15 protein-coding genes are annotated in these 18,785 nt (G+C 63.7%); 5 read left to right on the plus strand and 10 right to left on the minus strand.

The genetic code is table 11. The features are described from left to right. Positions 1 to 2: 2 nt before the first annotated feature. The 4 genes from PSELUDRAFT_RS10040 (at position 3) to PSELUDRAFT_RS10055 (ending at position 6,584) form a co-directional block, all read left to right on the plus strand. Positions 3 to 2,630, plus strand: a complete 2,628-nt coding sequence (locus PSELUDRAFT_RS10040) for a DUF4118 domain-containing protein (protein WP_088966715.1) — start codon at positions 3 to 5, stop codon at positions 2,628 to 2,630. After that, positions 2,631 to 3,323 (plus strand): two-component system response regulator KdpE, encoded by a 693-nt coding sequence (gene kdpE, locus PSELUDRAFT_RS10045; protein ID WP_088966716.1) that lies wholly within the window; start codon positions 2,631 to 2,633, stop codon positions 3,321 to 3,323. Between the two features lie 248 nt (positions 3,324 to 3,571). Beyond that, positions 3,572 to 4,042 carry a hypothetical protein gene (locus tag PSELUDRAFT_RS10050; RefSeq protein ID WP_157725080.1) on the plus strand — a complete coding sequence of 157 codons (471 nt, stop codon included), beginning with the start codon at positions 3,572 to 3,574 and terminating at the stop codon, positions 4,040 to 4,042. Positions 4,043 to 4,709: 667 nt separating this feature from the next. After that, the gene (locus tag PSELUDRAFT_RS10055) at positions 4,710 to 6,584 is read left to right on the plus strand and encodes a potassium transporter Kup (protein ID WP_088966718.1); all 1,875 of its coding nucleotides are present in this window, start codon (positions 4,710 to 4,712) and stop codon (positions 6,582 to 6,584) included. Positions 6,585 to 6,763: 179 nt separating this feature from the next. Here the strand turns inward: PSELUDRAFT_RS10055 and PSELUDRAFT_RS10060 are convergent, their stop codons facing one another. The 4 genes from PSELUDRAFT_RS10060 to PSELUDRAFT_RS10075 form a co-directional block, all read right to left on the minus strand. Beyond that, positions 6,764 to 7,747: a sensor domain-containing diguanylate cyclase gene (locus PSELUDRAFT_RS10060; RefSeq protein ID WP_088966719.1), complete on the minus strand. Its 984-nt coding sequence runs from the start codon at positions 7,745 to 7,747 to the stop codon at positions 6,764 to 6,766. Positions 7,748 to 7,967: 220 nt separating this feature from the next. Then, positions 7,968 to 9,275, minus strand: coding sequence for an FAD-binding oxidoreductase (locus PSELUDRAFT_RS10065; protein WP_088966720.1), 1,308 nt, complete (start codon positions 9,273 to 9,275; stop codon positions 7,968 to 7,970). A 325-nt stretch (positions 9,276 to 9,600) separates the two neighbouring features. Beyond that, positions 9,601 to 11,094 carry a CoA-acylating methylmalonate-semialdehyde dehydrogenase gene (locus tag PSELUDRAFT_RS10070; protein WP_088966721.1) on the minus strand — a complete coding sequence of 498 codons (1,494 nt, stop codon included), beginning with the start codon at positions 11,092 to 11,094 and terminating at the stop codon, positions 9,601 to 9,603. Between the two features lie 66 nt (positions 11,095 to 11,160). After that, a complete protein-coding gene (locus tag PSELUDRAFT_RS10075) occupies positions 11,161 to 12,501 on the minus strand; it encodes an aspartate aminotransferase family protein (protein ID WP_088966722.1) in 1,341 nt (446 codons plus the stop codon). Between the two features lie 103 nt (positions 12,502 to 12,604). On the opposite strand from PSELUDRAFT_RS10075, the gene PSELUDRAFT_RS10080 reads away from it, so the two are divergent. Beyond that, on the plus strand, positions 12,605 to 13,528 hold the full coding sequence (locus PSELUDRAFT_RS10080; RefSeq protein WP_088966723.1) for a LysR family transcriptional regulator: 924 nt from the start codon (positions 12,605 to 12,607) through the stop codon (positions 13,526 to 13,528). Between the two features lie 381 nt (positions 13,529 to 13,909). Here the strand turns inward: PSELUDRAFT_RS10080 and pilV are convergent, their stop codons facing one another. From pilV to PSELUDRAFT_RS10110, 6 genes are all read right to left on the minus strand, one after another. Continuing rightward, positions 13,910 to 14,257: a type IV pilus modification protein PilV gene (pilV, locus tag PSELUDRAFT_RS10085; protein ID WP_088966724.1), complete on the minus strand. Its 348-nt coding sequence runs from the start codon at positions 14,255 to 14,257 to the stop codon at positions 13,910 to 13,912. Positions 14,258 to 14,266: 9 nt separating this feature from the next. After that, complete coding sequence (locus tag PSELUDRAFT_RS10090; protein ID WP_157725081.1) at positions 14,267 to 15,778, minus strand: hypothetical protein; 1,512 nt, start codon at positions 15,776 to 15,778, stop codon at positions 14,267 to 14,269. An 11-nt stretch (positions 15,779 to 15,789) separates the two neighbouring features. Further along, complete coding sequence (locus tag PSELUDRAFT_RS10095; RefSeq protein ID WP_088966726.1) at positions 15,790 to 16,362, minus strand: PilW family protein; 573 nt, start codon at positions 16,360 to 16,362, stop codon at positions 15,790 to 15,792. Continuing rightward, on the minus strand, positions 16,359 to 16,820 hold the full coding sequence (locus tag PSELUDRAFT_RS10100; RefSeq protein WP_088966727.1) for a Tfp pilus assembly protein FimT/FimU: 462 nt from the start codon (positions 16,818 to 16,820) through the stop codon (positions 16,359 to 16,361). The genes PSELUDRAFT_RS10095 and PSELUDRAFT_RS10100 overlap by 4 nt, the downstream gene beginning before the upstream one ends. Further along, on the minus strand, positions 16,817 to 17,215 hold the full coding sequence (locus PSELUDRAFT_RS10105) for a type IV pilin protein (protein ID WP_088966728.1): 399 nt from the start codon (positions 17,213 to 17,215) through the stop codon (positions 16,817 to 16,819). The genes PSELUDRAFT_RS10100 and PSELUDRAFT_RS10105 overlap by 4 nt, the downstream gene beginning before the upstream one ends. A gap of 481 nt (positions 17,216 to 17,696) precedes the next feature. Continuing rightward, a complete protein-coding gene (locus PSELUDRAFT_RS10110; protein ID WP_088966729.1) occupies positions 17,697 to 18,743 on the minus strand; it encodes an HD-GYP domain-containing protein in 1,047 nt (348 codons plus the stop codon). Between the last annotated feature and the right edge of the window lie 42 nt (positions 18,744 to 18,785).

Here is an 18,785-nt window from a genome sequence, read left to right on the forward strand (position 1 = left end):
CCATGACTGAAGACGATCACCGCCCCGACCCCGACGCGCTGCTGGCCTCGCTGCCCGCGGCGCGTGGCCGCCTCAAGCTGTTCTTCGGCGCCGCGCCCGGCGTGGGCAAGACCTACGCCATGCTGGCCGAGGCGCAGGAGAAGCGCGCCGCCGGGCTGGACGTGGTGGTGGGCTGGGTGGATACCCACGGCCGCGCCGAGACCATGGCCATGCTGGCCGGGCTGGAGCAACTGCCGCGGCTGAAGCGCGAGCACCGCGAGCGCGAGCTGGACGCCTTCGACCTGGATGCCGCGCTGGCGCGCCACCCGGCGGTGCTGGTGGTGGACGAGCTGCCGCACAGCAATGCCCCCGGCTGCCGCCACCCCAAGCGCTGGCAGGACGTGGAGGAGCTGCTGTCCGCCGGCATCGACGTGTACAGCGCAATGAACGTGCAGCACCTGGACAGCCTAAACGACGTGGTCAGCCGCGTTACCGGCGTGGCGGTGAGCGAAACGGTGCCCGATCACGTGTTCGACCAGGCCGACGAAGTGCGGCTGGTGGACCTGCCGCCGGACGATCTGCTGCAAAGGTTGGCCGCAGGCAAGGTCTACCTGCCGGAGGTGGCGCAGCGCGCTGCGGCCAACTTCTTTCGCAAGGGCAACCTGATCGCGCTGCGCGAGCTGGCGCTGCGGCGCCTGGCCGACCGGGTAGACAGCCAGATGCGCGCGCAGCGGGCGATCCAGGGGCGCATGCCGGTATCCGGCAGCAATTTCGGCCTGCTGCTGCTGTTGCAGCAGGCCGGCAACGAAGACGCCATCCGCCAGTGCGCGCGGCTGGCGCGGGCGCTGGAATCGCCGTGGCACGCGATATGGCTGGATAGCGGCCAGTTGCACGGCGAGGCACGCAGCGAGGTGCAGGCGGCGCTGAAACTGGCCGCCGAGCAGGGCGCCATTACCCTGGTGCAGTCCGGGCGCGACAACGCCCGGCTGCTGGCCGACTACGCGCGGCGCCACAATCTTTCCATGCTGGCGCTGGCCGGCAGGCAGCACCCGGCGCGCCTGCTGCAGGCGCTGGCCAGGCTGGCGCCGGAGCTGCACCTGCTGCAACTGGCAGCCTCGCCGCCGCCGGACAAAACACCGCGCGGCTGGCGCTTCGAGCTGCCTGCTCATGGCTGGTGGCAGACCGTGCTGCTGTGTGTCGGCGTTACCGCGCTGGCGGAGCCGCTGCGCACGGTGCTGGAGCCCACCAACCAGGTGATGTTCTACCTGCTGGCGGTGCTGTGGAGCGCGGTGCGCTACGGCCGCGCGCCGGCAGCGCTGGCCGCGGTGCTGTCGGTGGGGCTGTTCGATTTCTTCCTGGTGCCGCCCTATTTCAATTTTGCCGTGTCCGACGTGCAGTACCTGATCACCTTCGCGGTGATGCTGATCGTCGGCCTGGTGGCCGGCCAGCTGGTGGCGCGCCAGCGCCAGAGCGCCGACATGGCGCAACAGCGCGAGGCGCATACCCGCACCCTGTTCGAGATGGCGCGCGAGCTGGGCCAGGCGCTGATCGAGGAACAGGTGGGCGAGGTCACCGCGCGCTACTTGCACAGCGGCCTGGGGGCGCGCATCGGCCTGTGGCGTCCGCTGGGCGAGGACGACAACCTGCAGCCGCAGCAGCCCGGCCTGCCGGAGGCGGACAGCGCCATCGTGCGCTGGTGCTTCGACCACGGCGAGCCGGCCGGGCAGGGCACCGCCACGCTGCCCACCTCGCCGCTGCTGTACCTGCCGCTGAAGGCGCCGATGCGCACCCGCGGCGTGCTGGTGCTGGCGCTGCCGCAGCCGGGCGAGCTGGCCGACTTCGGCACCCGCCGGCTGTGCGAGGCGGTGGCGGCGCTGGCGGCGCAGACGCTGGAGCGGCTGCATTACATCGACGTGGCGCAGCAGACGCTGCTGAACATGGAGGCCGAGCGCATGCGCCATTCGCTGTTGGCCGCACTGTCGCACGACCTGCGCACGCCGCTTACCGGCCTTACCGGCAATGCCGAAACGCTGGCCCGCAAGCTGCAGCGCGCCGGCTCGCCGTTCACCGCCGACGTGCTGCTGCTGCAGCAGCAGGGCCAGCGCATCGCGCGGCTGGTGACCAATCTGCTGGAAATGGCGCAGCTGCAGGCCGGCGGCATTACCCTGAAGAAAGACTGGCTGCCGGTGGAGGAAATGGTGGGCGGCGCCATCGCCGCGCTGGGCGGCGCACTGGACGAGCATGTGCTGCGCACCGACATCGACCCGGACTGCCCGCTGATCCACGGCGACCCGGTGTTGCTGGAGCGGCTGCTGGTGAACCTGCTGGAAAACGCCGCCAAGTACAGCCGCGCCGGCAGCGAGATCCGCATCAGCGGCACCGCGGAAAACGGCCGCATCGTGCTGCGGGTGGCCGACCAGGGTGTGGGGCTGCCGGCGGGCGATACCGGCTGGCTGTTCCGCGCCTTCAGCCGTGGCGACAGCGAATCCAATGTCAGCGGCGTGGGGCTGGGGCTGGCGATATGCCGTACCATTGCCGACGCGCACGAGGCCAGCCTGAGTGCCGAGAACCTGCCGCAGGGCGGCGCCTGCTTCACCCTGGCGCTGCCGCTGGTGGCGCAACCCGCCCTGGATTTCCCCCCGGAGAACTGAATGAGTACCGCCGCCACCGTGTTGATCGTCGAGGACGATGCCGCCATCCGCCGCTTCGTGCGCGCCGCGCTGGAGGAAGAGGGCCTGCATGTGGCGGAGGCGGAAACCATGGCGCGCGGGCTGATCGAGGCGGGCACCCGCCAGCCGGACCTGATCATCCTCGACCTGGGCCTGCCGGACGGCAGCGGTATCAACCTGCTGAAGGATCTGCGCGGCTGGGCCAGTGTGCCGGTGATCGTGCTGTCGGCCAGGGTGGGCGAGGTGGACAAGATTCTGGCGCTGGATGCCGGCGCCGACGACTACCTGACCAAGCCGTTCGGCATCGGCGAATTGCAGGCAAGGGTGCGCGCGCAACTGCGCCGCCACGCCGGCCGCGAGGGCTCGGTGGAAAGCCGGGTGCGCCTCGGCACGGTGGAGGTGGACCTGGTGAACCGCAGCGTCAGCCGCGGCGGCGAACCTCTGCACCTCACCAAGCTGGAATACCGGCTGCTGGCCACGCTGATCGCGCACCGCGGCAAGGTGCTTACCCACCGCCAGCTGCTTAACGAGGTGTGGGGGCCGGCCTATGTCGAACACACCCACTACCTGCGCATCTACATGACCCACCTGCGGCAGAAGGTGGAAGACAATGCCTCGCAGCCGCGCTGGCTGCTGACCGAAACCGGGGTGGGTTACAGGTTGGCCGCAGAGTAGCGCAGCCACCGCTCGGCAGCGGGAGCGGGTGCTGCCGGCCGGGCTCGCCGGGGCTGCTCGCAGCGGCGCTATAAAGGTTTGTTAATTTGGCGCCATGCTAAACAATCGTTAATAAAGCCCCGTCCGCCGGGCTCTCCTGCGCATGTGCGCGTAACCGATAAGCAGGTATGGTCAATACCCAACAGCGGGTGTCTGTTTTCATGACCAGGGTTGGCCGCATCGCTACGTCTACATTCAAGGAGAACAATATGGCAATGAGCATCGATATCACCGCCAGCATTTCCGGCACCCAGGGTACGTCCGGCAGCAATTCCGTCGGCCAGCAGCGCCGCCAGGCTTTCCAGCAGCTGGCGCAGGCGCTGCAAAGCGGCGATCTGGGCGCGGCGCAATCGGCCTACGGCACGCTGTCGTCGCTGCGCGGCGGCCGTCGCAACGATGGCGATGGCGACGACAAGGGCGCAGGCAGCAGTGGCAGCACCAGCGGCACCACGGCCACCAGCGGCAGCAGCAACGGCAACAACCCGTTCGCCCAGCTGGGCCAGGCGCTGCAAAGCGGCGATCTGCAGGCGGCGCAGCAGGCATTCCAGGCCATGGGCAGCCATCACGGCCACCACCATCATGGCCAGGGCGGCAGCCAGCAGGCGGCCACGACCACCCCCACCACCACCCAGACTTCTTCCTCCGATACCGTAGGCGTCAACGTCAACATCTCGGTCTGAGGCGGCACGGCGCTGCCGGGCAGTAGGGCGGATGCCCCATGGGGGCGATCCACTATCGATGCAGCCACCAGTTTATCGTGCAGTGGCGGAACGCCCGGCCTGCACAGGGGGGCACCCGGCCGGGGGTTTCGCGCACTGAGTTTGAAGTTGCCGGCATGGAGAGCGGGCAGCAGCAGCAAACCGCCAGTCACCGCAAGGTGCTGGCGGTTTTTTGTTGCCTGCCGGCACCCTTGCGCGGTGGCGCGGCCGCTTTTGCCGGTGGGCGCTGGAGCAGGCGCCAGGCCGCTTGGCAAGTACCTGCCAGCGTGAGTGTGGTAAAGAATGCTGCACCTGCAACAAAGCGCTTGCGCGGCCATTGCCTGCCGGCACGGCTGCTGGTACTGTCCGCGCCAGCCCTGCCCACACCCGGCGCGGAATACCTGACGGCCATGCCAGTGTCGATATCGAGGATTCCGGCCTATGGTGTACGGGTGCGAGCGCAGCGCTGTCATCCGCCTTTGGCGTGCAGTGCCATGCGCCGCCCGTGCCGCGCTCGCGGCAGGCAGGTAAGGGATTCGCAGTTGCAGACCTGCCACCGGCGCCATGGCGCGGCGTGTGGCGGTAACGGCGATGCCCGGCGACAAGCGCCGCGGCAGCGCCCGTAGTCATCAATCATCGGGAACGACGCATGAGTTCGACTCAACACTCTGGCCGCATGGCCGCGCTGTCGCTGGCCGCCCTCGGGGTGGTATACGGCGACATCGGCACCAGCCCGCTGTACACCATGAAGGAAATCTTCGCCGGCTCGCACCCGGTGCCGCTGACCCACGGCAACATCCTCGGCATCCTGTCGCTGGTGCTGTGGTCGCTGGTGGTGGTGGTGGCGTTCAAGTACGTCAGCATCATCATGCGTGCCGACAACAAGGGCGAGGGTGGCATCATGGCGCTGATGGCGCTGGTACTGCACCACGCCAAGAGTAAGAAGCAGGTGGCTTTCCTGATGCTGCTGGGCCTGTTCGGCGCCGCGCTGTTCTACGGCGACAGCATCATCACGCCGGCCATTTCGGTGCTGTCGGCGGTGGAAGGCCTGGGCATCGTCACGCCCAAGCTTACCGCCTACATCCTGCCGATATCGCTGGCGGTGCTGTTCGGCCTGTTCGTGATGCAGAAGCACGGCACCGAGAAGGTGGGCGCGCTGTTCGGCCCGGTGATGGTGTTGTGGTTCCTGGTGCTGGCGCTGCTGGGTATTCGCCAGGTGGTGCAGAATCCGCAGGTACTGGCGGCGCTGAACCCGCTGCACGCGGTGTCCTTCTTTGCGGCCAACCCGGTGCTGGGTTTTCTGGCGCTGGGCGGCTCGGTGCTGGCGCTGACCGGTGGCGAGGCGCTGTACGCCGACATGGGCCATTTCGGTCGCCGTCCGATCCAGCTGGCCTGGTTCAGCCTGGTGCTGCCGTCGCTGGTGCTCAACTACTTTGGCCAGGGCGCGCTGCTGCTGAGCAACCCGCAGGCCATCGATAACCCGTTCTACCTGCTGGCGCCGGGCTGGGCGCTGCTGCCGATGGTGATCCTGGCCACGCTGGCCACGGTGATCGCCTCGCAGGCGGTAATCTCCGGCGCCTACTCCATTACCCGCCAGGCCATCCAGCTGGGCTACGTGCCGCGCATGGAGGTGCTGCACACATCCAGCAAGGAAATCGGCCAGATCTATCTGCCGGCGGTGAACTGGGCGCTCTTGGCGGCGGTGGCCGCGCTGGTGATCGGTTTTGGCTCCTCCGGCAAGCTGGCAGCGGCCTACGGTATTGCGGTAACCGGCACCATGGTGATCACCACCATCCTGACTTTCATCGTTGCCCGCCACCAGTGGCACTGGAGCGCAAGCAAGTGCCGGCTGATCCTGGGTGGCCTGCTGGTGGTGGACCTGGCCTACTTCAGCGCCAATGCCTTCAAGCTGTTCGAAGGCGGCTGGTTCCCGCTGGCCATGGGCCTGCTGGTGTTCACCGTGATGACCACCTGGAAGCGTGGCCGCCAGCTGGTGCACGACAAGCTGGCCGAGGAGGGCATGCCGCTGGACCAGTTCGTGGAATTCATGGCGCCTGCCGTGCCGCGCGTGCAGGGCACCGCCATCTTCATGACCTCCGACACCAACAGCACGCCGCATGCGCTGCTGCACAGCATGAAGCACTACAAGAGCCTGCATGAACGCGTGGTGATCCTCACCGTGGACACCGCCGACATTCCGTATATCGCACCGAAAGAACGGGTGGTGGTGGAGGAGATGGGCGAGCAGTTCTTCCGCGTGAAGGTAGTGTTCGGTTTCATGGACGAGCCGGATGTGCCCGCCACGCTGGTCGAGTGCGAAAAGCAGGGCCTGGTGCTGGAGATGATGGACACCTCCTTCTTCCTCGGCCGCGAAACGCTGATCCCGAAAGTGGGCGCCGGCGTGATGAGCAACTGGCGCGAGAAGCTGTTCCTTGCCATGTTCCGCAACGCGGGCTCGGCGTCGTCCTACTTCAAGCTGCCGCCCAACCGGGTGGTGGAGCTGGGCTCGCAGCTGGCGCTGTAAGCTGCCCGCCGGCCGCAAACGAAACGCCCACCGCATGGTGGGCGTTTTGCATGGGGGAGCCGCTTGCTAACGGCAGGGCGCAGGCCCGGTAAAACCGGGCGTTTCTCCATCCATGCCGGACAGGGTTGGCCGCAAGCTGGCGGCCCGCCCTGTGGCGCTTTTGCCCTGCAAGTGGCGGGTTACGGTGCCTGTCTGTGGTAGTGGCGCACGCAGTGGCGGCCATCCGCCTTGGCCTGGTACATCGCGGCATCGGCATGCTGCACCAGGTCTTCGGCGCTGCCGCCATCGTCCGGGTAAAGGCTGGTGCCGATGCTGGCTCCCAGGTCGATGGGCAGGCCATCCACCTGCTGTACCCGGTTCAAGAGGCCAAGCAGGCGCTGGCCGACTTCCGCCACCGGCGGCGCGCCGGTTTCGCCTTGCAGATAGAGGATGAACTCGTCGCCGCCCAGCCGGGCCACCACGTCGCCTTCGCGCACGACTTGCTGCAGTTGCTGTGCCACATGCAGCAGCAGTTTGTCGCCGACGGCATGGCCGTGGCTGTCGTTGACCCGCTTGAACAGGTCCAGATCGACAAACAGTACCGCCAGGCTGTTGCCGGTGTGCCGGCAGCATTCGATGGCGCCGTTCAGCCGCAGGTAGAAGGCGCTGCGGTTCAGCAGCCCGGTCAGCGCGTCGTGCTGCGCCATATGCTGCAGCGCCAGCTCGTTTTCCCGGCGCTGGGTGATGTCGGCATGCGCGCCCATGATGCGCAGCGCCTTGCCGCTGGCGTCGCGCTCGATCACCCTGCCGCGGTCCCACAGCCAGGTGATGCGGCCATCCGGGCCGATGGTGCGGTACTCCGCCTCGTAGCTGTCGGTCTCGTCGCGCAGGTGGGCAAAGTAGTTGGCCACCACGCGTTCGCGGTCGTCCGGATGCACCTTGGCATACCAGGCATCGAAGTGGGAGGCCATATCGCCCGGCTTGAAGTTCTGCAGGTTGAATACCTGTAGCTCGCCGCTGGGCGGGCGGCCCTGCCACAGGCACAGCCCGGTGCCATCCAGGGCGGCATTCAGCTTTTCCTGCTGATCGGCAATCAGTTGCCGTGCGGCGGCCAGCTCCTGGCGCAGGCTGGCCAGTTCGCGTTGCAGCGCTTGCTCATCGCTAAGGGTGGGGGAAGGTGCCATGGTGCTCGGGGTGGCTGGAACAATCTGTCCGTCACTATATCAAGAGCGTGGCATGGCAGGCGGGTAAAGGCCGACAGGGCGAAAGCCCGGCAAAGCCGGGCATTTCGCCTGTCATCTCACGGTTCGGTTAGCGGGTTGGCCGCAAGCCGCTGCAATCGGCGGAACGCCCCTGTGGGGCTTCCGCCCTACGCATGGGGCTACGGTTTGACGTGCGGGCAGCTCAGCGCAGCTTCTCCAGCAGCTGGTAGTACCACATGCCCGCCGCCAGCAGCGGGTTGCCGAGCTTGCTGCCCAGCGGCACGCGCACATGCTTGCAGGCGGCAAAGGTGTCGAAGCGCGCCAGCGTGCCGGTAATGGCCTCGGCCATGATCTGGCCCATGATGTGGCTGCTGGCCACGCCGTGGCCGGAGTAACCCTGGCAGTACCACACGTTGTCCGACAGCTTGCCCAGCTGCGGGATGCGGTTCACCACGATGCCCATCGCGCAGCTCCACTGGTAATCGATCTCCACGCCCTTGAGCTGCGGGAAGGTGCGCTCGATGCACGGGCGCAGTTCGGCGGCGATGTCGCGCGAGTCGCGGCCGGAGTAGTTGGCGCCACCGCCGAACAGCAGGCGGCCGTCGGCGGTCAGGCGGTAGTAGTCGAGCACGAAGCGGCAGTCGTACACCGCCAGATCCTGCGGGTTGAGCAGTTTTGCCAGCTCGCCCAGCGGGCGGGTGGTGACGATGCCGCCCATGGCCGGGAAGATCTTGCCGGAGAGCTGATTCTGTTCCAGCTTGTGATACACGTCGCCGGCCAGCAGCACCTGGCGGGCGTTGATGCGCCCCTGCGGCGTGATGATGGCCGGTCTGTCGCCATGCACGATGTCCAGCACCTCGGTGTGCTCAAATATCTGCGCGCCCAGGCTGGCGGCGGCGCGTGCCTCGCCCAGACACAGGTTCAGCGGGTGCAGGTGCAGGTTGCGGGTGTTCTTCAGCGCGCCGTGGTAGAGGCCGGTGGCCAGGTGTTCGCGCACGGCGGCGGCGTCCAGCAGGGTGACCTGTTCGCCCATGCCGCGGCGCTGCGCCTCTTCGTAGCTGCTGCGCAGCTCGGCCATGTGCGCCGGTTTCATTGCCGCGTGCAGGTGGCCGTGCTTGAGGTCGCAGGCGATGCCGTACTTCGCCACGCGCTGCTCGATGATGTCGTGGCCGCGCCAGCGCAGCCACCAGATGAAATCGTCCACCGCCGTGCCCAGCGTATTGCGCATCTGCTTGCGCATCGCCTCGTCGCCGGACAGGCTGCCGGTGACCTGGCCGCCGTTGCGACCGCTGGCCCCCCAGCCGATCTTGTTCTGCTCGACGATGGCCACTTTCAGGCCGCGCTCGGCCAGCTCCACCGCGCTGGCGACGCCGGTAAAGCCACCGCCGATGATGGCCACATCGACCTCCACCGTGCCTTGCAGCGCAGGGTAGTCGCTTTCCTCATGGATGGTGGCGCTGTAGTAGGACGGGCTGCGCGGCGCGCTGCCGCCTTGGAAACGTGCGTTCATGTCTGACTCCGGGTGTGCCGTTGCCGTCGCGCCGAAGGTTGGCCGCAAGCAACAGGCAGGGTTGGCCGCAGCGGCGGGAGCCGGCTGGCGGGCAGGTGGTGCCAAGAGGGAGTAGCAGGAGTCAGGCGGGGTCGGGATGCGGGTTGCGCGCGTGGCGGCAGTGGTATTGCGCCCAGAAGGCGAGCACGGCATTGACTACGCCCAGGCAGGCGTGATGACGCGGGGGCAGCGTGTGGCTGCTCCCGCGCGTGATGCTGTGCTGGCCGCTGTGGCGTGGCATGGCGGTGTGCCGGCAGCCACCGGGCGGTGGCTGCCGTGGCCCGTGTTACAGGCTGGGGAAGGCGAATTGCGACGCCTCGTGGCTGGCGCGTTGCGGCCAACGTTGGGTGATGGCCTTGCGGCGGGTGTAGAAGCGCACGCCGTCCGGGCCGTAGGCATGCAGGTCGCCGAACAGCGAACGCTTCCAGCCGCCAAAGCTGTGGTAGGCCACCGGTACCGGCAGCGGCACGTTGATGCCCACCATGCCCACTTCGATCTCGTCGGCGAACAGGCGCGCGGACTCACCGTCGCGGGTGAAGATGCAGGTGCCGTTGCCGTATTCGTGGGCGTTGATCAGCGCGATGGCGTCTTCCAGGCTGTTCACGCGTACCACGCACAGCACCGGGCCGAAGATCTCTTCCTTGTAGATGCGCATGTCCGGGGTAACGCGGTCGAACAGGGTGCCGCCCACGAAGTAGCCATTGTCGTGGCCGGCGACGCGGTAGCCGCGGCCATCCACCACCAGGCTGGCACCGGCGGCCACGCCGTCGTCGATGTAGCCCACCACCTTGTCGCGGGCGGCGGCGGTAACCAGCGGGCCCATGTCCAGGCCGCAGCTGGTGCCGGCGCCGATCTTCAGCGCCTTGATTTGCGGTTCCAGCTTGGCGATCAGCGCATCGGCCACCTGGTCACCCACGCACACCGCTACCGAAATGGCCATGCAGCGCTCGCCGCAGGAGCCGTAGGCGGCGCCCATCAGCGCGTTCACCGCGTTGTCCAGGTCGGCATCCGGCATCAGCACGGCGTGGTTCTTGGCGCCGCCCAGTGCCTGCACGCGCTTGCCGCGCTTGGTACCTTCGGCATAGATGTACTCGGCAATCGGGGTGGAGCCGACAAAGCTCAGCGCCTTCACTTCCGGCGCCTCGATCAGCGCATCCACCGCTTCCTTGTCGCCGTGCACCACGTTCAGCACGCCCTTGGGCAGGCCGGCCTCATGCAGCAGCTGGGCGATCAGCAGGGTGGAGCTGGGGTCGCGCTCGGACGGCTTGAGGATGAAGCAGTTGCCGCAGGCGATGGCCAGCGGGTACATCCACAGCGGCACCATGGCCGGGAAGTTGAACGGGGTGATGCCGGCCACCACGCCCAGCGGCTGGAAGTCGCTCCAGGCATCGATATTGGGGCCGACGTTGCGGTTGTATTCGCCCTTGAGGATTTCCGGTGCGCCGCAGGCGTATTCCACGTTCTCGATACCGCGCTGCAGCTCGCCGGCGGCATCCTCGATGGTCTTGCCGTGTTCCTGGCTGATGAGCTGGACGATGCGTTCCTTGTTCTGCTCCAGCAGCTGCTTGAAGCGGAACATCACCTGCGCGCGCTTGGCCGGCGGGGTGTTGCGCCAAGCCGGGAAGGCGGCCTTGGCGGCCGCAACGGCCTGCTGCACGGTGGCTACGTCAGCCAGGGCAACCTGGCCGATGGTGTCGCCGGTGGACGGGTTGAATACCGGGGCGTGGCGGCTGCCGCCAGCGGTGAGTTCGCCGTTGATCAGGTGGTTTACGGTAGTCATGTGTGGTGCTCTCTTTATCTGGTAATCAGGTTGGCCGCATACGCTTGGGTAGGTGGCACGTGTTATTTAGGCAGTCTGGTTCAGCACATCGCCCACGGCGTTAAACAGCGTATCCAGCTGCTGCGCGGTGGTGTTGAAGGTCGGCCCGAACTGCAGCGTGTCGCCGCCGAAGCGTACGTAGAAACCGGCCTGCCACAGCTTGATGCCGGCCTCGTACGGGCGGATGGCGGCGTCGCCATCGCGTGCGGCCAACTGTATGGCGCCGGCCAGCCCGCAGTTGCGGATGTCCAGCACGTGGCGGGCACCCTTGAGACCGTGCAGCTTTTCTTCGAATACCGGCGCCAGCGCGGCGGACTGCTCGATCAGCTGGTCGCGCTGCAGCAGCTCCAGGGTGGCCAGGCCGGCGGCGCAGGCTACCGGGTGGCCGGAGTAGGTGTAGCCGTGGGTGAATTCGATCATGTGCTCGGGCGTGCCCTGCTGCATGAAGGTGTTGTAGATCTCGCTGGAGGCCACCACCGCGCCCAGCGGAATCGCGCCGTTGGTTACCTGCTTGGCGGTGTTGATGATGTCCGGAGTGACGCCGAAGTACTCGGCGCCGGTCCACTTGCCCATGCGGCCGAAGGCGGTGATCACCTCATCGAAAATCAGCAGGATGCCGTGCTGGCTGCAGATCTCGCGCAGGCGCTGCAGGTAGCCCTGCGGCGGCACGATCACGCCGGCGGAACCGGACATCGGCTCCACGATCACCGCGGCGATGTTGGAGGCGTCGTGCAGCTCGATCAGCTTCAGCAGCTCGTTGGCCAGCTCCACGCCGCCGGTCTCGGCCATGCCCTTGGTGAAGGCCATGCCCGGCTGCAGGGTGTGCGGCAGGTGGTCGGCATCCATCAGCTGGCCGTACATCTTGCGGTTGCCGCCGATGCCGCCCAGTGCGGTGCCGGCGATGTTCACGCCGTGGTAGCCGCGGGCGCGGCCGATGAAGCGGGTCTTGCTCGGCTGGCCCTTCAGGCGCCAGTAGGCCTTGGCCATCTTCACCGCGGTATCGGCACATTCGGAGCCGGAGCCGGTGAACAGCACATGGTTCAGGCCGTCCGGCATCACGCCGGCAATCTTGTCGGCCAGGCGGAAGGCCAGCGGGTGGCCGTACTGGAAGCCAGGGGCGTAGTCCAGGGTGCCGAGCTGGCGTGCCACCGCTTCCTGGATTTCCGGGCGGTTGTGGCCGGCGCCGCAGGTCCACAGGCCGGACAGGCTGTCGAAGATGCGACGACCCTTGTCATCAATGAAGTAGTTGCCGTCGGCACCCACGATGATGCGCGGATCACGCTTGAACGCGCGGTTGGCCGAGAACGGCATCCACTGTGCATCGAGATTCAGATCGCTGACGGCAAATTGGTCGTTGCTGTTGTTCATGACGTGGCCCCTGTGAGCGCTGTGTTGATGGTGCTAGCTTGCAATAGAACTGTAGGTGAGTTAAATCACATCTTTCTCACGTTAAGTTGAGTATTTGTTAAACATGAGCAAGAAGGCATCCCTGAGCCAGGTCAGCGACTTCGATATCCGCCTGCTGCGCCTGTTCAAGACCGTGGCGGAGTGCGGTGGTTTCTCGGCGGCGGAAAGTGTGCTGGGCATCAGCCGATCGGCGATCAGCCTGCACATGGGCGATCTGGAAAAGCGCCTCGGCATCCGCTTGTGCCAGCGCGGCCGCGCCGGTTTTGCGCTCACCGACGAGGGGCGCGAGGTGCTGCACGCCAGCCAGACCATGCTGGCGGCCATCGAGGCGTTCCGCAGCCAGGTGAACCAGCTGCACCAGCAGCTGCGCGGCGAACTGAACATCGGCATCGTCAACAGCCTGGTGACCCAGTCGCGCATGCGCATCACCCAGGCGCTGAGTGCGCTGAGCGAGCAGGGGCCGGGGGTACGCATCAATATCGGCATGATGACGCCCAGCGATATCGAGCTGGGGGTGCTGGACGGCCAGCTGCACGTGGGCGTGGTGCCGCTGGTCAGCCCGCTGGCCGGGCTGGACTACATCCCGCTGTACGACGAGCATTCGCTGCTGTACTGCAGCCAGGGCCACCCCTTGTTCTGGCGTGCCGATGCCGATATCAGCGATGCCGACATCGCCGCCGCTCCGGCCGTGTTGCCGGGCTTTCGCCTGCCGCCGGAGGCGCAGCAGAGCCACCAGATGCTTAACGGCAGCGCCACTGCCAGCGACCGCGAAGGCATCGCCTTCCTGATCCTTACCGGGCGCTACATCGGCTACCTGCCGGACCACTTCGCCGCCAGCTGGGTGGCGCAGGGCAAGCTACGCGCCATCCGCCCGGCCGAGCTGCACTACCAGGTGCCGCTGACGGTAGCCACGCGCAAGGGGCGGCGACCCAACTTGGTGCTGGAGAAGTTTCTGCAGACGCTGGCGGATACGCAGGACAGTGTGTAAGGGTTGGCCGCAAGGGGAGGCGGTGAAAGAGGGCGGGCCAGTATGAAGGCGGTAACGCAATGCACGGCTAAATGATGTGCAGAATATCTCTCCGGAATTTGCACAGCAGGGTACTGGACATCGACAAGACCCAGGAGCTCCGTGATGCCGCTACCGGGTTTTCGCTTACAGCAGGAAGTAATGGAAATAACACGTGCCGGCTAGGTCATCGGCAATATGCATCAGCTGTCTGGCAAGCTGAACAGGGTGGTAGAACGCTTCAAAACCAGATTTGCGCAACCAGGTTTGGTATTTGCGCCATGAACTGTGGCCCGGTTATCAGCCGGGCCACGGTTTTGTGCGGGTATTATTCATCTCGGGCCGGCCGGCCTGGCTGGCGGGCTATAGATTGGTCTGTATGACTGCATTGTTACTGCTGCCGGTGGAATCCACCCAGGTGACGGTGACTACCGGCAGGGTAGCTGTCGTACAGGCAATATTCAGCGTATAGGATGTTGAGCCCTGGTAAGGAGTGGTCGGACCAACGGAGCCGGCGCTACAGCTGCCGGTGTCGCGCATCTGCTCGATCTGGTTGCGGGCCAGGGCCATGGCTTCCACCCGCTCCCTGGATACCTGCGTGGCCTTGTTCAGGCTCAACTGCAGCTTGGTCACTCCCAATAGCCCCACGCTCAGAATGACCAATGAAATCAGGGATTCGATCAGGCTCAAACCGGTTTGTTGTCTGCGCATGGCGGCTCCCTAGTTCATGTCGGACCAGCCGCTGGTGCTGGTGGTCAGGGTATTGGTACCGGGGGTGCCCAACTGGAATTTGTTTACCGCGCCGGTATCCTTGACGATGTTGATACCGCCGGTAGTCGAATAGTTGCCCGAGGTAATGGCTGCACCCTCGATTAGCGCATTGCCACCGCCACTATTGTCCCAGGTGCCCAGCACTTCAATAACTACCTGGGTTTGCGGGTTGGTAATCTGATCGCCGACATCGACACTGATGTTGTAATTACAAGTAGAGGTGTCATTTACCTTGGACTGGTTGGTCGTGGTATAGGATGGGGTGCATTTGCTGCTGGCGTTCAGGCAGGCCTGTACCGTACACCATTGGGTTGTTGTGGTCGGGGCAAAGGACACACTACTCCAAGTAAACGTTTTATTGTTGCCGTTGCCTGATGTGGCCGTAATATAACTGGTGCCGGTACAGTTGCAGGTAGTGGTACCACTAACATTGGTTACCGTGTATGAAACGTCAGGAACATCGACATACACCACGCCATATATCTTGGAGGTGCCGTTGATTTGCACTGAGCCGCCATTCATCACAAAAATCAGCACCGGGTCGCTGACACTGCCAAGCGTTACATTGGAGTTGATCTTCATCCCCCCCTGGGTCAGCCACATGATACGTTTGCCGGCAGTATACTGGGCGCTAAGATCCGCATTATTGCATCCGCTGCCGCAAACATAGCCATCACTGCGACTTTGAATGGTCGTCAGCACTTCCGGCTTGCACAGGGCCGCTTGCTGGGCAAGGGCAACCGAGGTAACAGTAGTCAGAGCCTGAAGCGCTTTGTAGCCAGTAACAGTGGTGGGGCACAAGCCACCAAAATAATTCATGAAAAACTCATCGGACGTCCATTTGATTTTTGACCCATTAGCAGCCTGCAGATAAGTCGATACACCATTTACAATATTCTTCTGGTAAAAGTCGGAACTATCCTGGGTGCCTACAGAACCACTGCCTGAAGTGGAAATACTGCCACCGGATTTCGCCGAATCAATATTGGCATTGCCACCGATGGAAATATTACCGAGTGCAGTCAATGCATCGGTTATTGGTGTGCTGATGAGTGGGGGAGTGGCGGGCGTATAGTTGTAAGTAAGCCGCTGGCTGACAGTGCGGGTGGCGCCGCTTGGGTCCACTCCTACGCTTTTTACGTAAGGGAACTTCAGGGTGTCGGTCTCAGCACAATTACTGTCTACGGCGTTGCAGAAGTAAGATGTGTATTTGCTGTTGCTGGTCAGCGTGGTATTGGTCAACTTGGTGCTGGGATTGGCTGCCAATGAGGCGGAAAGTGTTGACAGCATGGTTCGCACACCCTGTTCCGCATTTTCAAAGGCAGCTTCGGTGCGATAGATATTGTTCGCCGACTTTATTTCCAGGTTGGCGCTCTTGGAGCCGATGATCACGTTCAGGGTAACCAGGAGCACCATGATCAGCGACACAATAAGGGTCGTAAAACCTTGCTGTTGTTTCATGCTTATTCCCATCAGTTCCGTACCCGCACATAGCTGCTCATATTGCGGCTCACTGTGCCCCCGCTTGGGGTCGTCATGTTTACGGCATCGGCCTGGATATTGATGTTTACCAGCGAGGTACCGCTTGCAGTAAACGTCAGTGCAGTAACTTTTATCTGAGTCGGGTCGGTAATGGCTTTCCAGCTGGTAGTGGTGCTGCAATTGCCATTGCTGTTGTTGTTCCAGTAGTAAATGGTGTTGCTGGCTAATTGATAACCGTAAAATACTTCGTTGACTGCGGAAACTCCGCCGGCAGCAGGAGTAGAGTGGGAAAAGGTAATGCAGCTGGTTTGAGGGTAGTAGTATTTGCCATTACTTTGTGCCGTGAGTGTCACGCTGGGGTTGGCGTAGCCGGCGCGGCGTATTTCGGTAACCATTTCATTGGACAGGATTTGCAGCGTTTGCTCGAAACGCTGCATTTTGGCTCCTGAGACGTTGGCCGAAAGCGTGGTGAAATATATTTTCTCGGCACCGAGAATCACGATCATGCCGATGGTCAGAGCGACCATGAGCTCGATAAGATTAAAGCCAGCATGTCGCTTCATGATATTTGGCCAATCGTAACAATGCCGATCAGATTCATATTGATACTCTGGCTGACGCTACCGTTGTTCAAGGTGAAGGTCACATCTTTGGGAGATGGAGAGCCATAAACACCATTGATATTGAATGAGGTGATGCTGCTGGGAGTGGCTCCGGAGGTGTCTTTCATGCTGGCACTGACATCGGTGGTCAGCGGGTCGCTGCGCAGCTCGCAACCCGTCGCCGATACCTTGCTCATGCACAGGTTCTGGCCCTGTACCGATACATAAATGGTGGTATTGCTGTTCAGCGCGCTTTCCTTGGCATAGCGCATGGTCTGTGCCACCAGGTCGGCATTCTTGCGTACCTTGCTGCGCTTGATCGAGGTGGCGAAGTTGGGCAGGGTGAAGGCCGCGAAAATGGCGATGATCAACATCACCACCATGGCTTCAAACAAGGTGAAGCCCTTTACCCGCGTCATTGCAGGCCCCAGCAACTGTCATTGCTGGATGGAAAACCATCCTGGTTGATGGTCAGGTTGTTGCAGCTGTCCTTGGCCTGGGCGGATGAGGCGTTGATCACTGCCAGGGCAGCGTAGGTGCTGCTGGTGGCAGTGGTGATGCTGATGGTGTAGTAGCCCTGTGGCGACGAAGAAGTCAGGCCCAAGGAAGCTTGCGAGCTGCTGTAGGCGGTGTTGTTGCCGCGGTATTTTTCCTGCGCCAGTTGCACCGCAGTCAACGCATTCTTGGCGTCGATGCGGCGGCTTTTCTGGATGTACTGGCTATAAGCAGGGATGGCAATCGTGGCCAGGATGGCTGCCACGACCATGACTACCACCAGTTCAATCAGGGTAAAGCCTTGCTGTGTCTTGTGCATTATGGGTAACCGCCCGCTGGATTCAGGATGTCTGTGCACAGAGCAGTAACCGGGTGGTGTGAAAGCTGCGCTATTCGCAATATTCCAAACAAAATTCAACCTGGCTATGCAATTGCAATTATTGGTAAGCAGTTGACAATTGTAAAGAAATTGAGCGTTTGCTGCATGGGGGAAGTTGCAAGATTTTTCAGCTATGTATCAAAACAGCATCATTACTTCATCATGCAATGACACACGTGCTTGAAGAGCAGCCTTGCCAGGCTTGATTGTTGGCTGTGGGGCGATGGGATGGTTTGATGGATGCTTTCATCATGCAACCGAGCTGGCATGAAGATGTTATATTTTATCTATAAGTAAATATTGTAAATACGACGATTGCTGAATACTGGGCAATGCCAAATGTTTCTCTTTTGGCATTGCTTCCAGGAAGTTGCCACCAGCGCATTGCGGTCTGGTGGTACGCCAGGGGGCTGGGTTTGCATCAAACCAGCGGCCACAGCCCCCGCAGTTTCTGCAAATGGCGCTCCTCCACCTGCACGGTCAGCTGGGCGCCTATTTCGTTGCTGTCGATTTCCTGGCGCTGGTCGAGGTCGCGCAGCGGGGCCAGCTGCGGGCGGTTCAGCTGCTCGCCCTGCGCCACCACGATGGCGGTTTCGCCGCTGGCCAGTCGCACGAAGCTGCCCGTGGGGTAGACGCCGAGTATCTTGACCAGCTGCGCGGTGTGCACCGGGTCGAATTGTTCGTCCGCCTGGGTGTACAGCTGCGCCAGCGCCCGCTGGGCAGGCACTGCCTGGCGGTAGCTGCGCGGCATCAGTTTGGCGCTGGAGATGTCGATCAGGCGCAGCAGCTGGGCCAGTGGTGAAATCTGCTCCTTGCCCAGGTGGAAGGGGTAGCCGCTGCCGTCCGGGCATTCGTGCTGGCCCAGCACCGCCTGGTGCAGCAGCGGGCTGTCGAAACCCAGTTCACGCAGCAGGGCAGAGCTGACCAGCGGGTGGATATCCAGCTGCTTGCGCTGGGTGGTGGATAGCGAGCCTTCCTGCTGTGCCAGTTCGTTGTGCAGCCCGGCGGAGCCCAGGTTCATGCATAGTGCGGCCAGGGTCAGGCAGCTCTGCTGCTCGGTCGGCAATTGCAAGGCGCGACCCAGCAGGCAGGCCAGCAGCGTGGTGTTGATGCCATGCTGCGCGGTGTAGTCCTGCCAGGGGCACAGCATCATGGCGGCCACGGCGCCATCGGTGGTTCGCGCCGCCAGTTTGTCCAGCCTGGTCAGCAGGGCGGACAGGTCTTCCGCCTGCAGCATGGGTGGGGCCAGATATTGCAGCTGGCGGAAGTGCTGCGCCAAGGCCTGTATTTCCTGCAGCGCATCGGGCTGCGGCGCTGGCAGCACCGGCAGTTGCAGCCCCTGGTGGGGGCGGTACAGGCGTTGGCGGAATTTGTCGGTCAGCGCGTAATGCCAGTCACCAAGCTGCTGCAGCCGGTTCTGCACGAACAGGCTGTCGGGCAACTGGTAGTGGGAGGGCGAAATCATCATGCGGCGGGCTGGTGGGCAAGGATCGGGTAGTGGCGGTTCGGC

It is taken from the genome of Vogesella sp. LIG4, assembly GCF_900090205.1.
GTDB lineage: Bacteria > Pseudomonadota > Gammaproteobacteria > Burkholderiales > Chromobacteriaceae > Vogesella.

Excerpts from the sequence above, each read along its gene's own strand:
- PSELUDRAFT_RS10080 (WP_088966723.1), top strand. The coding sequence starts at position 12,605 with ATGAGCAAGAAGGCATCCCTGAGCCAGGTCAGCGACTTCGATATCCGC.
- PSELUDRAFT_RS10110 (WP_088966729.1), bottom strand. The coding sequence starts at position 18,743 with ATGATGATTTCGCCCTCCCACTACCAGTTGCCCGACAGCCTGTTCGTG.
- PSELUDRAFT_RS10075 (WP_088966722.1), bottom strand. The coding sequence starts at position 12,501 with ATGAACAACAGCAACGACCAATTTGCCGTCAGCGATCTGAATCTCGAT.
- PSELUDRAFT_RS10095 (WP_088966726.1), bottom strand. The coding sequence starts at position 16,362 with ATGAAGCGACATGCTGGCTTTAATCTTATCGAGCTCATGGTCGCTCTG.
- PSELUDRAFT_RS10040 (WP_088966715.1), top strand. The coding sequence starts at position 3 with ATGACTGAAGACGATCACCGCCCCGACCCCGACGCGCTGCTGGCCTCG.
- PSELUDRAFT_RS10055 (WP_088966718.1), top strand. The coding sequence starts at position 4,710 with ATGAGTTCGACTCAACACTCTGGCCGCATGGCCGCGCTGTCGCTGGCC.
- PSELUDRAFT_RS10050 (WP_157725080.1), top strand. The coding sequence starts at position 3,572 with ATGGCAATGAGCATCGATATCACCGCCAGCATTTCCGGCACCCAGGGT.
- PSELUDRAFT_RS10090 (WP_157725081.1), bottom strand. The coding sequence starts at position 15,778 with ATGAAACAACAGCAAGGTTTTACGACCCTTATTGTGTCGCTGATCATG.
- pilV (WP_088966724.1), bottom strand. The coding sequence starts at position 14,257 with ATGCGCAGACAACAAACCGGTTTGAGCCTGATCGAATCCCTGATTTCA.
- PSELUDRAFT_RS10100 (WP_088966727.1), bottom strand. The coding sequence starts at position 16,820 with ATGACGCGGGTAAAGGGCTTCACCTTGTTTGAAGCCATGGTGGTGATG.
- kdpE (WP_088966716.1), top strand. The coding sequence starts at position 2,631 with ATGAGTACCGCCGCCACCGTGTTGATCGTCGAGGACGATGCCGCCATC.
- PSELUDRAFT_RS10070 (WP_088966721.1), bottom strand. The coding sequence starts at position 11,094 with ATGACTACCGTAAACCACCTGATCAACGGCGAACTCACCGCTGGCGGC.
- PSELUDRAFT_RS10060 (WP_088966719.1), bottom strand. The coding sequence starts at position 7,747 with ATGGCACCTTCCCCCACCCTTAGCGATGAGCAAGCGCTGCAACGCGAA.
- PSELUDRAFT_RS10105 (WP_088966728.1), bottom strand. The coding sequence starts at position 17,215 with ATGCACAAGACACAGCAAGGCTTTACCCTGATTGAACTGGTGGTAGTC.
- PSELUDRAFT_RS10065 (WP_088966720.1), bottom strand. The coding sequence starts at position 9,275 with ATGAACGCACGTTTCCAAGGCGGCAGCGCGCCGCGCAGCCCGTCCTAC.